Source organism: Kitasatospora purpeofusca (genome assembly GCF_036010405.1).
Taxonomy (GTDB): domain Bacteria; phylum Actinomycetota; class Actinomycetes; order Streptomycetales; family Streptomycetaceae; genus Kitasatospora; species Kitasatospora purpeofusca.
Genome location: NZ_CP108561.1, coordinates 9,713,243 through 9,728,816 on the forward strand (window position 1 = coordinate 9,713,243; position 15,574 = coordinate 9,728,816).

Consider the following 15,574-nt stretch of genomic DNA (forward strand, 5'->3'; position numbering starts at 1 on the left):
GCGCGAGAGGTGCTGATTACCTGGTCAGGACGGATGTGGGTGGTTCGACGGCCACTGGTTCGGCCGTCGCCTGGTCGGCGTAGTACTTCGTCTCGTACTCGTCCGGGCTGAGCCAGCCCAGGCGCTTCTGGATGCGGCGGGTGTTGTACCAGCCGTCGATGTAGGCGAACAGGGCGAGGTCGGCGTCGGTGCGGGTCGCGAAGGTCGTGCGGCGGACGCACTCGGTCTTCAGGACGCTCCAGAAGTTCTCCGCGAGGGCGTTGTCGAACGAATCGCCCACGCTTCCCATGCTCGGCTCGATTCCCGCCTTCAGCAGGCGAGTTGTGAGCTTGATGGACGTGTACTGACACCCGTGGTCGCTGTGATGGATCAGCCTCCCGGGCTCGACGGGCCGGCCGTGCAGCGCATACTCCAGGGCGGTGAGGACCAGGTCGGCATCCGCGCGCTCCGAGGTGTGCCAGCCCACGATCCGGCGGGAGAAGGCGTCGCGGATCGAGGCCAGCCACCATGGTCCCTCACCGGTCGGGATCAGCGAGATGTCGGCCACCCACAACCGGTTCGGCGCGTCGGCGGTGAAGTCGCGCTGGACCAGGTCCGGGGCGGACTCGGCGGCCGGGTCGCGGCGGGTGAAGGAACGGGGCCGGCGCGGGCTGACACCCTGGATGCCGGCCTGGCGCATCAGGCGTTCGACCCGCTTGCGGCCGACCCGGGTGCCCTCGCGCCGCAGGACGGCGTGGACGCGCGGGGAGCCGTAGGTCTCGTCGGAGTCGGCGTGGATGCGGCGGATGTGATCGGTCAGCTCGGCGTCGTGGCGTCTGCGCTCGCACGGCTCCGCCACGTCGCGGCGCCAGCGGTAGTAGGTGGAGGCGGGGATGTGCAGTTCCCGGAGGACGGGCTCGGCCCCGAAGCGGTCCTGGTGCTCGTCGATGAGCTTCAGTACCGTCGCCGGGTCGGGTCGAGCTCCTGGGCGAAAAAAGCCGAGGCGGCCTTGAGGATCTCGCAGGACCGGCGGAGCTCGGCGTTCTCCTTGCGCAGAGTGGCCAGTTCCTCCTTCTCGACGGTGGTCAGCCGGTCGTCGCGCTCGCCCCGGTCCGCCTCGTCCTGGCGGATCCAGTTGCGCAGGGCCTCGTGGTGCACGCCCAGGTCGCGAGCCATCTGCCGGATCACGGGCTTCGGGTCGGCGGCGCGGTATGCGGCAACAGCTCGCTGCCGCAACTCGGGCGGGTACTTCATCGGTGCAGCCATGGCAGAGGCTCCCTTCTCATGGCCCATCAGGCCATCTCCGGCAACCTTCCGCACGTCGGGGGAACCTCACTGGCCTCTCGTGGCCCGAGCGGGTCGCGGTGCCGTCTGTCGCCGCGCTGCCTGGAGAAACTGGCCGCGTATCTGGAGGAGGGTCCGGCCGTGCACGGCTGGGTGGGGGACCAGGTGTGGACCGCGGCAAGGGTGGCCACGCTGATCGGCCGGAAGTTCCACGTCTCCTACAGCGTCTCGGGCGCCACGAGGCTGATGCGTCGGCTCGGCTTCAGCCCGCAGGTCCCCGCGCGGCGGGTGGCCGAGCGGGACGAGCAGGCCGTCACCGTGTGGAAGGAGGCGACCTGGGCGGAGGTAAAAGAGCGCGGGCGGCCTGCGGGGGCTACATCTGCTTCGAGGACGAGGCAGGCTTCACCCGCCGTCCGCCCAGAGGACGCACCTGGGGCCGGCGAGGCCGCACCCCGGTCGTGACGGTCAGCGGCCGCCGATCGGGACGCCTGTCCGTGGCCGGGCTGATCGCCGTGCGCCCCGGCGCCCGCACCCGGCTGTGCCACCGCCTGATCACGCACCCCGCGGGCAAGGGCCAGCGCCGCAGCATGGGCGAGCGCGACTTCATCGCCCTGATCGACGGTGTCCACCAGCTGGTCAAGGCACCGATCGTGCTGGTCTGGGACCGCCTGAACACCCACGTCTCCCGCGCCATGAACGAGTTGATCGCCCAGCGCACCTGGCTGACGGTCTTCCTCCTCCCCGCCTACTCACCCGACCTCAACCCCGTCGAATGGGTCTGGGCACACGTCAAACGCAGCCTCGCCAACCTCGCCGTCATGGCCCTCGACCGACTCGAAGCCCTCGTACGCAACCGGCTCAAACGCCTGCAGTACCGACCCGACACCCTCGACGGCTTCATAGTCGGCACCGGCCTGAGCCTCGACATCCCGACATCACCCTGACGAGCCGAGGTCAGTAACGTCGCACGTCCGGTTCGGTGGGGGGCCGTCGGAAAAGGGCCTGGTCACAGGCACCTCGCTGGCGGCCTACCCAACGTCATGTCCGGTTCGACGGGAGGCCGCGCGGAAAAGGACCTGTCACGGGCAGGCACCTCGCCGCGCGGCCGACCCAACCGCCTGGCTCCACCAGTTCAAGCGACTCCGCACCCGCTACGAACGCCGAGCCGACCTCCACCAAGGACTCCTCGAACTCGCCGCCAGCATCATCTGCCTCCGCCGACTCCAAAGATCATTCTGAAACGATCAGTTACAGGTGAGCGTGCTTTCGCCGGCACCGAGCGGGCTCGGTCGGCTCGAGGACGAGTTCGACGGTCAGGCCGTCCACGTCGCGCGTGCCGAGTTCCGCGTCCCGCAGGACGGCGAGGAGGTGTGCGGGAAGGCCCGCCGGGTCGGCTCGGCAGTACACGACGAAGCGCATGCTGTAAACGAGTTGGAGCACCGCGTTCTGAAGCGGCTCGCTCATGGGGCAGTTCGGGCCGCAAGGGCAGGTGCACCGAACGGTGATTCGAAGCATGCTCTGGGCGGCGTAGTGAGCGAGGAGTTCGGGCAGGGCGGTGAGGGCGCAGAGAGTGGCAACGCGCAGGTGGGCGTAGCGGGCCGGATTGCCGACTTGGCCGGGCGGGCAGTTTGTGGTCATCGTCGGAATGGCCTTTGGATCAGACCCGCAGGAGGACTGCGGTGATGTGCATGCCGGCGCCGATGCCGACCATGACCAGGTATTCGGCGGTGATGCGCTCGAAGAAGTGCGAGAGGTTGACCGGGTAGGTGGCCGCGATCATGTTCCCGAAGTCCGCGAGGGTTTCGAGGTATTCCATGGGCTGGATGCGGTCCGCCCAGTGGTCGAGGAAGAGCCGCACGCCCTGATGGGTGGTGAGGGCGATGCGGTCGGCGGTGATGCCGTGGCGGGCGAGGAGTGTGCTGACGAGTTCTGGTACGCCGTCCTTGATGGCGCTGGACAGGGCTTCGATGCCGCTCTGGTTGATCTCCAAGGTGGCAGCGGGCAGGCCGGTGGCCTCCAGCATCGGGAGGTGGATGCGTCCGTTGAACTGCACCGTCCTCAAGCCCATGGTCAGCGCGTGGTATAGGCCGCTGAGTGTGGACCCGGCGTGGTCGAGGATGACGAAGCGCTCGCTGGGGCCGACCAAGGCACTGCCAGCGGCGTCACCGATGCCGGTGGCGTGGCCGCGGGTGTAGTCGATGTGTCGGGTCCAGTTGCTGCCGCAGCTGACCAGGCAGTGCCGGGCGTGGCCGGCGTTGACCGTGTCGGCAGCCTGGATCAGTCCGAGGATGAAGTTGGTGAACTCGCTGTTGACCGGGACGACGATGGCGTCCTCGCGCAGCCCGAGCCGGTGGTGCAGGCGGTAGAGGGTGTTGGGTGCCTGGAAGCGCGGCACGGAGGCGTAGCCGTAGAGGCGGTCGACGCCGGCAGCCTCGACCCCGGCAGTATCGAGGGCCTGTCGGCAGGAGGCTGCCATCAGGTCCTCGACCTCCTCCTCGGGACCGAGGAGGTAGCGGCGGTCCAGGCCACGGAACATGTCGGCCTGGTATATGCCTTGGGGGTTGCGGGAGCGGTCGAGGTTGTCGAAGACCGGGTCGTCGTTGCGTCTTACACGGCTCGGGAGTTGATGGCCGCAGCCCAGAATGCCGGCCGTTGGCCGAAGGTCCTTGGTGGTCACCGGGTCCTCGGATCTCAGTAGGTGATCAGGGGTTTGATGATGGATTCGCCCTTCGTACGCATCAACTCGAATGCCCGGACGGCGTCCTCGAACGGGATCCGGTGCGTGGTCAACGCGGTGGGGTCGACGCGGCCGGTCTCCATGAGCCGGAACAACCGGGTGAGCCGTTCGCGCCCACCAGGGGCGAGGACGCCCCGGATGGTCTTGTCGCCCATGCCGAGACCGAAGGAGACAACCGGGACGGGCAGGGGGGCCTGACTGCGCCAGCCGTGATAGCCGACGTTGACGACGGTCCCGCCGGCCTTGGTGATCCGCACGCACTGCTCGAAGGTCTCGTGGGTGCCGAGCGCCTCGATGGCGCAGTCGACGCCGTCCGCGCCCACCAGTGAGCGGATGCTCTCGATGGCGTCCTCGCGGCGCGGGTCAATCACCACATCCGCTCCGAACTGGCTTGACAGGCGCGCCCGTTCCGGCCGGGTCGCAGTGGTGACGACGAAGCCGGCACCCAGCAGGCGGGCGCCGACGGTGGCGCAGAGGCCGACTGGACCCTGGGAGAAGACGGCGACAGTTCCGCCGACGGGGATGGCGGCGTGTTCGGCTGCGGCGACGCCGGTGCTCAGGACGTCCGTGGCGTACAGGGCCTGCTCGTCGGAGAGGGCCGGGGGAATGTACGCGAGGTTGTAGTCGGCATCGGGGACGCCGAAGTACTGGGAGAGGTTGCCGTCGCGCTCGCGGGTCCACTGGTAGCCGCCGAGCATGCCGCCGCACTGTGTGGCGTGTCCGCTCTGGCAGTAGTTGCAACGCCCGCAGGGCGTGATGGCGCCGACCGCCACCCGCTCACCCTCGCGGAAGCGGCGGACCTCGCTGCCGACGCGGTGCACGATCCCGACACTCTCGTGGCCCAGGACCCGGCCGGTCGGCACAGGCAGTGCGCCGCTGACGGTGTGGACGTCACTAGTGCAGATGCTCGACGTCGTCGTGCGGATCACCGCGTCATTCGGGCCGGGTACCGGGATGGGCTTCTCGATCATCTCGACCCTGTTGGTCGCAGTGAACGCAAGCGCCTTCATGAGCGCCATGTGCCACCTCCGCGGGATGCGTTCTTCTGATGAGTGCCGTAATGGCTTCCGTCGAGGCAGTTGTGCGGGTTACCGCTCCCCAGGCTGATTCGCTCCAGAAGCGGCCTGCGGGCCCAGGGCCCCTATGCACCTGCGCCCGCAGGCGGGCTCGACGCGATCAGGGGGAAGCGAGGGTGAGGGTGATGGGTCCGGAGCTGGTCGTGAGGCCGGCGGGAGTCAGGCAGGCGGTCAGGTCGGTGCTGGCCAGCACGATGGTGTTGACCACGGCAGCTCCGGTGAAGTCCCCGGCGGTCACGCTTCCCGTCAGCACCAGCACGGTCACCCCGTCCGGTCGTACCGACACGCCGCCGGTGAAGGCGAAGTCGGAAGGTGTGGTGCCGGGATTGGCCCACGTGACCCGGCCGCTGCCGGAGGAGTTGCCTCCCAAGCAGGTGAGCGGCCCGCCTCCGCTGAAGGTGATCGTTCCGGAGGTGTGGTGCAGGTCAAGGGAGACGCAGGCGGCGAGCGTGCCGGTGGAGCTCAGGGAAACGGAGGGGTTGGGAGGCGCCGGCGGAAGGGCGGGCAGCTTCAGTCCGGGGGTGTAGGTGATGCTCTCCGTACCGAGTGGGCACGTCACGAGGGCGGTGGTTGCCGCGGCGGGAGGGGAGGCCGCGATCCACGCGCCAGCAGCGGTCAACACTGCGGTGCAGAGGGTGGCCGCACGGGTGCGGCGAGAGACGTCTCGGTGCATGGGGCATCTCTCCTCGAGGGAAAGGACCGGTTCCCGCAGGCGTTCTGACACTGCAACGACCAAGGCAGCGGCCCAGGCGTCCTGTGCTCTCAGCATCACCGCACCATGTCCGCTGGTACAGACTCCCTGCACGCTCAGGGCGTTAAGAATTGTCGGGCTGTATACCGGATCGAGGCCGCGCACCTGGTCGTCGGCGCCAAGACGATCACGGCGAACAACGCCTCGTCGTCTACGTTCGCGGTCCCAGCCTTCCTGTGGTCGCAATCGGACCGCTCATCACCAGTTCGTCTCCGAGGCGAAATACCTCGTGGCCTTCCGCGGGATGTTCCGTTCGACCGTCGACTGGCCCGTGGGCCCGAGCGCGCCCACCGAGTACTGGCTCACAAGCCTGCCGTTCGGCACCGCGATCCGCCGCCTCGTACGCCTGGCCAGGGTCCGCCGGCGCATCGAGCACGACTACCGCGAGCTGAAGCACGGACTGGGCGTGGACCACTTCGAGGGCCGCACCCGGCGCGGCTGGCACCAGCACGTCACCCTCGTCACCGCCGCCCACGCCTTCCTCACCTTCCGGCGCCTCGACCCAAAAAAGGCCGAGACGCCGACCCGACCTTCTACCGAGTCCTCGACGCCATCCAGGACCTCATACGGGCCGGGCCTCCTTCTGCTCACCGCAGTGCCCGGGTGGCCCCTCCCCGTGCTCCCCGTACGGTGCCGGCCGAGGAGAATCGGTCCGTGCCGAGACGCCGCCGACCATTCGCTCAGGTGCGCCGGTGCACACTGTGCGAGGTACCGGCCAAGTGTCGCACGCGAAAGAGCCTGGGGTACGAAGCTGAGGCGGCCAGGGCGCACGTGCTTCAGTCGCACGCCGTCATCTGCTGCAGTACGCCCGGTCGCACGCCCTTGGCAGCATCGGGCGGCGGGCGAACTCTGTGCGCAGCGAACGCGCGTGAGTTCGCACCCCGTCGCCCAGAGGTGCCCCGTGACGCCCCCTGCCGAAACCACCGACTGCTCCTGCGCGGCCCACCGCGCGCTCACCACCGCCTTGACCGCCGCCGACGGCGGTCTCTTCGACGTGGCGGCCGTGCGCCGCGACTTCCCGATCCTCGGCCGCCGGGTGCATGGTCGCCCGCTGGTCTACCTGGACAACGCCGCCACCGCCCACAAGCCGCTGCAGGTCCTGGATGCCGAGCGCGACTTCTACCTGCTGCACAACGCCAATGTGCACCGGAGCAACCACGAGTTGGCCCGCGAGGCGACCGCGCTGCTCGACACCTCCCGGGCCAGGATCGCGGCCTTCATCGGGGCCGACACCGACGAGGTGGTGTTGACCAAGAACGCCTCGGAGGCGATCAACGTGGTCGCCGGGGCCCTCGCGAACGCCGGGAGCAGCCAGCGCCAGTACCGGTCGCTGGCCCTCGGCCCCGGGGATCGCGTCGTGGTGACCGAGATGGAGCACCACTCGAACCTGCTGCCCTGGCAGGACCTGTGCCGGCGTACCGGGGCGGAACTGCGCTGGCTGGACGTCACTGCCGACGGGCGCCTGGACCTCGAGCGCCTCGATGAGCTGGTCGACGAGCGATGTCGGGTTCTGGCCTTCACCCACCAGTCGAACCTCTTCGGTACCGTCAACCCCGTCGCGCCGCTGGTCCGGCGGGCCCGGGAGGTCGGCGCGCTCACCTTCCTGGACGCCTGCCAGTCGATCGCCCACGCTCCGCTGGACGTCGCGGCCCTCGGCGTCGACTTCCTGGCCTTCTCCGGGCACAAGATGTGCGGGCCCACCGGCATCGGTGTGCTGTGGGGCCGCTCGGACGTGCTCGCCGCCCTTCCGCCGTTCCAGTCCGGTGGGGAGATGAACGAGCAGGTCACCATGGCCTATTCGACCTTCGCCGAGCCGCCCGCCCGGTTCGAGGCCGGCACTCCGATGATCGCGCAGGCCGTGGGTCTCGCCGCCGCCTGCGGTTATCTCGAGGCCCTGGGCCGGGAGAGGACCGCCGAGCACGAGCACAGGCTCACCCGGCGTGCGCTGGAGGCGCTGAACGCCATTGAGGGGGTCCGGATCGTCGGTCCCGCCGACACCGCCGATCGCGGCCCGGCGATCTCCTTCGCGCTGCGCGGCCACTTCCCCGACGACATCGGGGAGTTCCTGGACCGGCGCGGCATCGCGATCCGGGTCGGCCACCTGTGCGCCCGCCCGGCCTGTCTGCGCTACGGACTGCCCGCCACCACCCGGGCCTCCCTCCACCTCTACACCACCGAGCAGGAGGTCGACGCCTTCACCCAAGCGCTGGCCGAACTCGCCGAGCCGACCGTCCACGCCGTACCGGCGCCGCAGGGCGAGCCCCGCCCGGCGGCCGAGCGGGGCCGAGAAGAGCCGGACGAGGCGGTCACGGCGGCACCGGCCCCGGGTGCCGACGAGCGGGCGTTCCTCTCCCAGGTCCTGGCCGACGCGGCGACCGCCGCCAACGGCCTGTCGGTGTCGATCGGCGACCGCCTGGGCCTGTACCGGGCGATGGCCGGGGCCGGGCCGCTGACCTGCGCCGAACTGGCCGAACGGACCGGAACCCAGGAGGTCTACCTCCGCGAGTGGCTGCACACTCAGGTCGGGGCAGGCTACCTCACCCGCGACGAGGGGGCCGCCGACGGAGCCGGCTACCGGCTTCCCGAACCGCACGCGGCGGTGCTCGCCGACGCGGACGCGCCGACGGCCGGGGTGGGCATCTTCGGTTCTCTCCGCTCGCTGTACGCGGTCGAGGACCGGCTCGCCGACTGCTTCCGCACCGGCAGCGGGATCGACTGGGGCGACTACCCGCCGGAGATGTTCAAGGCCGTCGCCCGGTTCTTCCGCCCCGCCTACCGGGCCAACATTGTGCCCGTCTGGCTGCCCGCCCTGAACGGCGTGGTCGAACGCCTCGGCGCTGGCGGGCGGGTCGCTGACATCGGCTGCGGCGTCGGCTACTCCACCATGCTGATGGCCCAGGCCTTCCCCCGCTCGGCGTTCAGCGGCTTCGACTGCCACCAGCCCTCCATCGACCGCGCACGCATCATCGCCGAGGAACGCGAACTCGACGACCACGTGCGGTTCACCGCAGCCGCAGCCGCCGAACTCGCTCCCGCCGATTCTTCCGACCAAAACACCTACGACCTGGTGACATTCTTCAACTGCCTCCACGACATGGGCGATCCTCTCGCCGCCGCGCGAGCCGCCAGACGGCTGGTGAAGGACGACGGCACCGTCATGCTGGTCGAACCCAACGCCGACGCCGACCCCAACCGCAACACCCACCCCGAGGGCCGACTCTTCATGGCGCTGTCCACCGCCATCTGCCTGCCGGCCGCCGTCGCCCAGAAGGGTCCCCTGGCACTCGGGAACCACCCCGGCGAAGCCGCTCTGCGCGCGATCGCCGAAGAAGCCGGCTTCATCCGCTGGCGGCGCGCCGCACACACGCCACGCGCCGTCGTCTATGAACTGCGCCCCTGACGAACCGTCGGATATTGGCTCGGGCCGCAGCGATTCCGACCTCTGCGGCCTCAGCCCGCACGAACTCGGTGAGTGCCTGTACAGCCAGTGGCGGGCACATCCGAACGCACCCCACCCGAACGCCTACCGGCAACTCGCCGCCGCCCTGGTCGAGCTGCGCCGAAGCGGCGCCGACCGCTACGACGCCGCCGACCACGCCGACCGGCTCCGCCAGGAGCCGGCCCTGCCCCAGGCCTTACGGTCGCAGGCCCTGCACTACGGGCACCGGCTCACCGCCACGGTGCGCATCCTCGGGGAACTCCACCACGGCACGGTGATCCACGCCGAGGCCCACCAGGATCCCGGCGACCCCGCCCCCACGGTCTGGTACGTCGTCGCGGTCGCGGCCCAAAAACGCTGCCGGGCCCACGGGCCGGACGAGATCGAACCCGGGCCCGACGGATGACTGAGATTTACCCCTTTACGTGGGCACCCTGACGCTTGGATCTCGTCGATCCAGGAAGGGACGTCCAGATGGGACGTCCGTCAAAGCACTCGGACGAGTGAGGGCCGGCGCACGTTCGCGGCCGTCGCGAAGGAGATCGGGGCCAATCACGAGACCCTGCGGCACTGGGCGCACGCCGCAAAGCCGAGCCGGCGTGGACTGGGCAAGCATTGACTCACATCGGGACCTCCACCTCCTCACCCCCGAGAGCCCGTCCGGCCACCTCCGAGTTCGCGGGACTCGCGTGCGGCCCGCAAGATCGAAGCACGTAGCGGACTGGGCTCGGCCCCTGGGCGCCGCGCGCAGCCAGCACTGACCTCAGCACGGCGAGGAAGGACTTCCCATGACGACCACCGCTAGCTCCCCGCGCGCCGTGCTCCTGACCGGCGCCACCGGATCACTTGGAGGCCGGGTCTGCGCCGATCTCGCGGTCCAGACCGACGCCGTCATCCATTGCCTGGTCAGAGCCAAGGGCGAAACCACGGCGGCCGACCGCCTGAGAGCCCGGCTCGACCACCCCGACCTGAGGCCCGTCCCTGACGAGCGCCTCGTCGCCGTCCAGGCCGACATCCTCCAGCCGGGCCTCGGCCTGGCGTCCGACCGGCTGGACGAACTCGCTCGGACCGTCGAAGGGATCTTCCACTGCGCTGCCAAGGTCCACCTCGCCAAACCGTACGAGGAACTGCAGGCGGCCAATGTCGGTGGCACCCGGGCCCTGATTGCGCTCGCCGAACGCCGCCACGCACTCACCGGCATCCCGATGCCGTTCCACTACATCTCGACCCTCGGCGCGTTCATCAACGCCCGCGCCGCCGGCATCGACGCACCGGACGAAAACACGAACCCCACCAGACAGACGGCAGGCAGTATCGGCTATCCGCAGACCAAAGCCGCTGCCGAAGAAGTCCTGCGGGCCGCCGCCGAGCGCGGCACGATCAAACTGACCGTCTACCGCCCGGGAATGGTCCTCGCGGACTCACGCTCCGGCAATACCTCCCCGTCCGACATGCTCCTGCCGATGCTGACGGCATGCGCCGTGCTGGGAACCCGTCCCACTGAGGCGGGCCACGGACCCGTCGAGGCCGCCGACGTGGTCTCACGTTCCATCGTGAGCCTGTCCCTGCGCAACGACGCACCCGGCCGCACGTTCCATCTCGTCCGGCCCGAACCCGTCCGGGTACTCGATGCGGTAGACGCGATGACCCGGGCAGGACACCGCCTCACCACCGTGCCGCCCGACATCTGGTGGCGCCAGGTGCAGGAACACAGCTCCACCGGCCGGCCCCTGCCACTGGCTCGAATGAGCGAGTTCGCACGATTCCTGATCGCTCACGATGCCGAGCACCAGGCGCCATGGATGCGCTCCGAGGCAACCTGGTCAGCACTCACCGACGGCCGGCCCGAACCAGCCCCGCTGGACAGCGCCTACTTCGACCGCATGATCGCAGCCCTGCACCGCGCCGGCACACTGCCCAAGCCGACCTGAGCCTGCCAGCTCACCCTCGGTGATCATCTTCTGTGGCATTCGGGTTCTCGCCTGTCCGTTCGTCAATGGTTGCTGACCAGTGCGATTCGCAGCACTCCTTGATCATGATCGGTGTGTTGATGGGCCTGTGAGGTCGGAAGCGTCGGCTGGAGCTGGAAGTGGAGTACAGGCGCCTGCTGCGGTCGGGCCAGGGTGCTTCGAACACGCCCTCATCCAGCCGAATCGGCAGATGAACGCACCGGACAGTGGTTGCGTAAGGCCCATCCCGACGAACGACCCTGCCCTGGAGGCCCAATTGCTCCGCCCCACCCGTCCATCCCGTCACATGCTGGCCGTGGCGATCGCCGTAGCCTCGGCCACCTGCGTCCTGGCCGCGCCCTCCGCCCACTCCCGCGGCACCGAACCCTCCCAAGGCAAGCGCGAAGCGACGACCATCACCGAGAACCGCCTGCCCTTCACCACCCGCTACCAGGGCGACTTCCCCGGATCCGTCACCCACATCGGCAACGCCCTGATGACCTGTGACGAGACCAAGCCGCCCGTCGACCCCGCCGAGGCCCCTTGCGAGCAGGCCCGCACCGGCGCCGGGAGTCGGCCGATCAACAACAACTACGAGATGAAGTACGTCAACATCGACCCCGGCGCCGTCGGCCCGCTCGGCGACGCCATTTATTCCGCCAGCTCCGCCGACCTGCGGCTACCGGCAGGCTCGACCGTGAAGTACGCGCGCCTCTACTGGGGCGGAACCCGCGGCATCGGCGACACCGTCCTGCCCGAGAGCGAGATCGACGAGATCTACCTCAAGCTCCCCGGCGACAATACCTACACCAACATCGCCAACCAGCAGCCCTCCATCGGCTACATCACCACCGATGAGGAGAGCAGCTACCAGGCCTCCGCCGACATCACCGACCTCGTCAAGCAGCACGGCACCGGCACCTACACCGGGGCCAACATGAACTCCGTCGTCAAACCCCACAGCTGGGGCGGCTGGAGTATCGTCATCGCCTACGAGGACCCCTGCGCGCCGCTGCGCCACGTCCACGTCTGGGACGGTTTCCAACCGCAGCTGCCCAACAGCCCCGCCCTGTCCGGCAACCTGAGAGGCCTCCACACGCCCGCCAGCGGCCCGGTCACCGGGCACCTCGGCTGGGTCGTCTACGACGGCGACCACAAGTGGAACGGCGACACCCTGGACCTCAAGTCCACCAACGGGCCGCTCACCCGGTTCAGCGATACCGACCACCCGGCGGACGACGCCTTCAACTCCACCGTCGGCGCACCCGGCTCCGCGGGAACCTTCCCGCGCAACCCCGCGTCCCCTAACAACTTCGGCTACGACACCAACCGCTGGAACATCTCCCGCTTCCTGCGCAACGGCGACACCGACCTCACCTACACCGTCAACACCCAGGGCGACGGCTACGCCCTCGGTGTCTTCTACGCCGACATCGACCTCGCCGCCGACGGCGCCAAGACCGCCGGCCCTCCCACCTCGACCTGGAACCGGGTCACCACCCCGTAACAGGACGACCACGGCTGTGGGTCGCCACCTCGGAGGGCAGGCGACCCACAGCACGGCGGCACAGCAGAGGACAGCGAAACGGCGACGGCCCAACCGCGCAGGGCAACACCCACAGGGACGACCCCGGGTCTGTGACGCGGCGGTCGCCGCTGCACGCGCCCGCGGGGATCGTACCTGGAGCAGGCTTGCCCCGCGACGCGGACACTTGACACCTGGATCTGGTCGACCCACGGAAGAGAAGTCCGGACGGGGTATCAGTCGAAGGACTCGGACGAGACCCGTCTTGACCCCGTAGGGCTGTGCCGGACCGCGGAGAGCCGGCAGACGTTCGCGGCGGTCGCGAAGGCGATCGGGGCCAATCAAGGAACGCTGCAGGGCTGGGAGCACGCTGCCGAGGCCGAAGGGGCGTCGACCGGGCAGACGCTGACCTTTTTGTTTAACCTCGCAGGTCACCCGACCTGCTGATCTGCGGTTCTTCCCGGGACAGCGGAGGCGGCCGTTCTCCACGCTTCGAGATGTCGAGTCACGAAGCCCAAGAGAACGGCCGCTGCATATGAGTCTCCCCCTTGACCCGCCCACGAGCGACGCATTGGGCATCTTGTCCCGCTTTCGGGTTGAGTTCTACGACTGCCTGTACGCTCGCCCGGACGCGCTCTTCGAGCTGACGGACGCGGTGCTGTGCACGGACGGACCGGTGAAAACGGGCTCTTGTGTTGGACCTGTGGGTCTGGTCATGCGAGTTGGCGTCGGGGCAGGGTGGGGCGGTTGCCGCCGAGGCAGAGCATGACGAGGGCGATGACGGCCTCGGCGGATCGGAAGCCGAAGCCTCTGCGGATGATCAGGCGGGTCTTGGTGTTGGTGGACTCGATCAGGCCGTTGGACAGCTTCTCGACGATCGCGTGGAGGATGGCCTCGTAGTGGCGCTTGATCTTGCGGGCGAGGTCGGTGAAGGCCGGAAGGCGGGACCGGACAGCCCAGGACAGCCATCGGTCCAGGGCCTTCACAGCGGCCTCGACGCCCTCGTCGGCGGCGATCCGGTAGATCGTGCGCAGGCCCTCCTTCAGCAGATAGGCACGGTGCAAGCGGGGGTCGTTGGTCGCGATCCAGGCGAGTTTGACCTGCTGGCGGGGCGTGAGGTCCTCGGGGTTCTTCCACAACGCGTGGCGTGAGAAGCGATTCCCAAACCGAAGGTAGGGTCACGTTTTCCCAGGTGAGGTATGTGGCCGCCGCTCGGTAGGCATGCTCGGTCCGTCTGTGTCGGTGCGGGGCGTGCTTGGAGGTGGCGGATGCCGTCGGTGCTGGGGGTGCTGGAGCTGCGCGAGCGGGTGGCGCTGGCCCGTGCGGGGGAGTTGCGGGCCGAGTTGGAGCGGCTTCAGGCTGCTGTGGTCGAGGCGGATGAGGCCGCGCGGCGCGCGGTCATCGCCCGGGAGGAGACCGTCGCTGCCTTGGCCGAGTTGGCCGATGAGGCCGCGGTGACCGGGGCGCCTGCTGGCGGTCCGGTGGTGGAGCCGGTTGCGGGTGCTGCCGGGCCGCGGCTCGAAGTCCCCGTCTGGTCCGAGGGGTTGGGGGTTGATGTGCTTCCGTCGGACTGCGCGCGGATCGTTGCCCTGGTCGAGCGCGATGCGGCCAGTGGTGGGGAGGGGGTGCGGGCTCGGCGGATGCGCGAGGATCTGGGCTGGCTCGCGGGTGACGCGAAGGAGCAGGCGGCTCGGTTCCGGGCGAAGCGGCTGGTGGAGCGGGGCTGGTTGAGCGAGGGGCGGCCGGGGTTGTTCAGGCCGCGGACCGCTTGACGCGGCGGGGTGCGGGCCGGCCGGAGCGGGCCAGGCGGCGGGTGGCCGGGATGCTCGCGGCCCACCAGGCCATCGCCTCGGCGCTGTCGATGCGGGTCTCGTAGTCCCGGGCGAGGCGCCGGGCCCGGATCAGGTGGGAGAAAGATCGTTCCACGACCCAGCGGCGCGGCAGCACGACGAACCCGGTGGCGTCGTCGCTGCGCTTGACGACGGTCAGCGCGAGGGCCAGGACGGTCGCGGCGAAGGCGACCAGCCAGCCGGTGTAGCCGCCGTCGGCCCAGACCAGGGCGATGCGGTGGTGTTCGGCGCGCAGTTGTTCCAGCAGGTCGCGGCCGGCGTCGTTGTCCTTGACCGAAGCGGCGGTGACCATCACCACCAGCAGCAGGCCCAGGGTGTCCACGGCGATGTGCCGTTTGCGGCCGTTGATCTTCTTTCCGGCGTCGTAGCCGCGGGTGGCCGCGCCGACGGTGGCGTCGGCCTTCACCGATTGTGAGTCGATGATCGCGGCCGTGGGCTCCTCCTTCTTCCCGGCCAGTTCGCGCAGGTGCTTGCGCAGTCGACTGTAGAGCTCCTTGATGAAGTCGTTGTCGCGCCAGCGGCGAAAGAACCGGTAGACGGCCCGCCACTTGGGGAAGTCGGCGGGCAGGCCGGCCCAGCGAACGCCCTCGGCGACCAGGTAGCGCACCGCGTCGATCATCTGCCGGTGGCAGAAGCCCTCCGGGCGCCCGCCGCGTCCGTTCATCCAGGCCGGAACCGGCAGCAGCGGCCGCACGATCGCCCACTCCGCGTCGGTGAGGTCGGAGCCGTAGCGGCGGGTCCGGCCGGGCTGGTCGGCGGCATTCCCGAGTCGGTGTGCGAGGCAATCGCACGACATGCCGGAACTGGACGCGGACGGCGCGAGCACGCCACAGTGGGACACCAGGGCCTCCTGTTGGTTCGTTGACTCGACATCACCGAACTGTGCAGGAGGCCCTTCTTCTATGCGCCGGCCGCGGAGTGATCACCTGAACGAGGCTGATCCGCGCGGAAGCTCGACCGGCAGCCGGGTTCCCCGGTTTGGGA

12 protein-coding genes and 5 pseudogenes are annotated in these 15,574 nt (G+C 69.4%); 9 read left to right on the forward strand and 8 right to left on the reverse strand.

Translation table 11 applies throughout. From position 1 onward, the window contains the following. Window positions 1-16 precede the first annotated feature (16 nt). Together OG715_RS42050 and OG715_RS42055 are read right to left on the reverse strand one after the other, a co-directional pair. Window positions 17-1,003, reverse strand: a complete 987-nt coding sequence (locus OG715_RS42050; protein ID WP_323182250.1) for an IS3 family transposase — start codon at window positions 1,001-1,003, stop codon at window positions 17-19. Continuing rightward, a complete protein-coding gene (locus tag OG715_RS42055) occupies window positions 934-1,245 on the reverse strand; it encodes a transposase (protein ID WP_266271908.1) in 312 nt (103 codons plus the stop codon). The genes OG715_RS42050 and OG715_RS42055 overlap by 70 nt, the downstream gene beginning before the upstream one ends. A gap of 75 nt (window positions 1,246-1,320) precedes the next feature. Between OG715_RS42055 and OG715_RS42625 the strand changes: the two are divergent. Further along, window positions 1,321-2,207, forward strand: a pseudogene (locus OG715_RS42625) (IS630 family transposase); the annotation flags it as partial. A 172-nt stretch (window positions 2,208-2,379) separates the two neighbouring features. After that, a pseudogene (locus OG715_RS42070) lies at window positions 2,380-2,502 on the forward strand (IS5/IS1182 family transposase); the annotation flags it as partial. Window positions 2,503-2,511: 9 nt separating this feature from the next. Here the strand turns inward: OG715_RS42070 and OG715_RS42075 are convergent. From OG715_RS42075 to OG715_RS42090, 4 genes are all read right to left on the reverse strand, one after another. Then, window positions 2,512-2,727 (reverse strand): hypothetical protein, encoded by a 216-nt coding sequence (locus OG715_RS42075; protein ID WP_266271905.1) that lies wholly within the window; start codon window positions 2,725-2,727, stop codon window positions 2,512-2,514. 193 nt (window positions 2,728-2,920) lie between these two features. Further along, window positions 2,921-3,940, reverse strand: coding sequence for a 3-oxoacyl-[acyl-carrier-protein] synthase III C-terminal domain-containing protein (locus tag OG715_RS42080; protein ID WP_266271904.1), 1,020 nt, complete (start codon window positions 3,938-3,940; stop codon window positions 2,921-2,923). A gap of 14 nt (window positions 3,941-3,954) precedes the next feature. Next, the gene (locus OG715_RS42085) at window positions 3,955-5,019 is read right to left on the reverse strand and encodes a zinc-binding dehydrogenase (protein ID WP_266271903.1); all 1,065 of its coding nucleotides are present in this window, start codon (window positions 5,017-5,019) and stop codon (window positions 3,955-3,957) included. Between the two features lie 157 nt (window positions 5,020-5,176). Further along, window positions 5,177-5,635 (reverse strand): hypothetical protein, encoded by a 459-nt coding sequence (locus tag OG715_RS42090; protein ID WP_266271902.1) that lies wholly within the window; start codon window positions 5,633-5,635, stop codon window positions 5,177-5,179. 451 nt (window positions 5,636-6,086) lie between these two features. Between OG715_RS42090 and OG715_RS42095 the strand changes: the two are divergent. From OG715_RS42095 to OG715_RS42120, 6 genes and pseudogenes are all read left to right on the forward strand, one after another. Beyond that, window positions 6,087-6,389: pseudogene (locus OG715_RS42095) on the forward strand (IS701 family transposase); the annotation flags it as partial. Window positions 6,390-6,791: 402 nt separating this feature from the next. Beyond that, window positions 6,792-8,036 (forward strand): annotated as a pseudogene (locus OG715_RS42100) (aminotransferase class V-fold PLP-dependent enzyme); the annotation flags it as partial. A 180-nt stretch (window positions 8,037-8,216) separates the two neighbouring features. Next, a complete protein-coding gene (locus OG715_RS42105; protein WP_327064243.1) occupies window positions 8,217-9,227 on the forward strand; it encodes a class I SAM-dependent methyltransferase in 1,011 nt (336 codons plus the stop codon). Next, window positions 9,211-9,672 carry a hypothetical protein gene (locus OG715_RS42110; protein ID WP_266271901.1) on the forward strand — a complete coding sequence of 154 codons (462 nt, stop codon included), beginning with the start codon at window positions 9,211-9,213 and terminating at the stop codon, window positions 9,670-9,672. Before OG715_RS42105 ends, OG715_RS42110 begins: the two co-directional genes overlap by 17 nt. A 382-nt stretch (window positions 9,673-10,054) precedes the next feature. Then, window positions 10,055-11,197, forward strand: coding sequence for a thioester reductase domain-containing protein (locus tag OG715_RS42115; RefSeq protein WP_266271900.1), 1,143 nt, complete (start codon window positions 10,055-10,057; stop codon window positions 11,195-11,197). A gap of 325 nt (window positions 11,198-11,522) precedes the next feature. Then, on the forward strand, window positions 11,523-12,722 hold the full coding sequence (locus tag OG715_RS42120) for a hypothetical protein (protein ID WP_407661079.1): 1,200 nt from the start codon (window positions 11,523-11,525) through the stop codon (window positions 12,720-12,722). 731 nt (window positions 12,723-13,453) lie between these two features. On the opposite strand, the pseudogene OG715_RS42130 reads toward OG715_RS42120, so the two are convergent. After that, window positions 13,454-13,891: pseudogene (locus tag OG715_RS42130) on the reverse strand (ISL3 family transposase); the annotation flags it as partial. A 117-nt stretch (window positions 13,892-14,008) separates the two neighbouring features. Here OG715_RS42130 and OG715_RS42135 point away from each other — a divergent pair. After that, on the forward strand, window positions 14,009-14,512 hold the full coding sequence (locus OG715_RS42135) for a hypothetical protein (protein ID WP_266271898.1): 504 nt from the start codon (window positions 14,009-14,011) through the stop codon (window positions 14,510-14,512). Here the strand turns inward: OG715_RS42135 and OG715_RS42140 are convergent. Then, window positions 14,493-15,386 (reverse strand): IS5 family transposase, encoded by an 894-nt coding sequence (locus OG715_RS42140; protein ID WP_266271897.1) that lies wholly within the window; start codon window positions 15,384-15,386, stop codon window positions 14,493-14,495. The genes OG715_RS42135 and OG715_RS42140 overlap by 20 nt on opposite strands. Window positions 15,387-15,574 lie beyond the last annotated feature (188 nt).

What these genes read in the sequence shown, in the direction of transcription:
- OG715_RS42055 (WP_266271908.1), bottom strand. Translation starts at nt 1,245, where the DNA reads ATGGCTGCACCGATGAAGTACCCGCCCGAGTTGCGGCAGCGAGCTGTT.
- OG715_RS42075 (WP_266271905.1), bottom strand. Translation starts at nt 2,727, where the DNA reads ATGAGCGAGCCGCTTCAGAACGCGGTGCTCCAACTCGTTTACAGCATG.
- OG715_RS42085 (WP_266271903.1), bottom strand. Translation starts at nt 5,019, where the DNA reads ATGGCGCTCATGAAGGCGCTTGCGTTCACTGCGACCAACAGGGTCGAG.
- OG715_RS42110 (WP_266271901.1), top strand. Translation starts at nt 9,211, where the DNA reads ATGAACTGCGCCCCTGACGAACCGTCGGATATTGGCTCGGGCCGCAGC.
- OG715_RS42115 (WP_266271900.1), top strand. Translation starts at nt 10,055, where the DNA reads ATGACGACCACCGCTAGCTCCCCGCGCGCCGTGCTCCTGACCGGCGCC.
- OG715_RS42120 (WP_407661079.1), top strand. Translation starts at nt 11,523, where the DNA reads ATGCTGGCCGTGGCGATCGCCGTAGCCTCGGCCACCTGCGTCCTGGCC.
- OG715_RS42135 (WP_266271898.1), top strand. Translation starts at nt 14,009, where the DNA reads ATGCCGTCGGTGCTGGGGGTGCTGGAGCTGCGCGAGCGGGTGGCGCTG.
- OG715_RS42140 (WP_266271897.1), bottom strand. Translation starts at nt 15,386, where the DNA reads ATGTCGTGCGATTGCCTCGCACACCGACTCGGGAATGCCGCCGACCAG.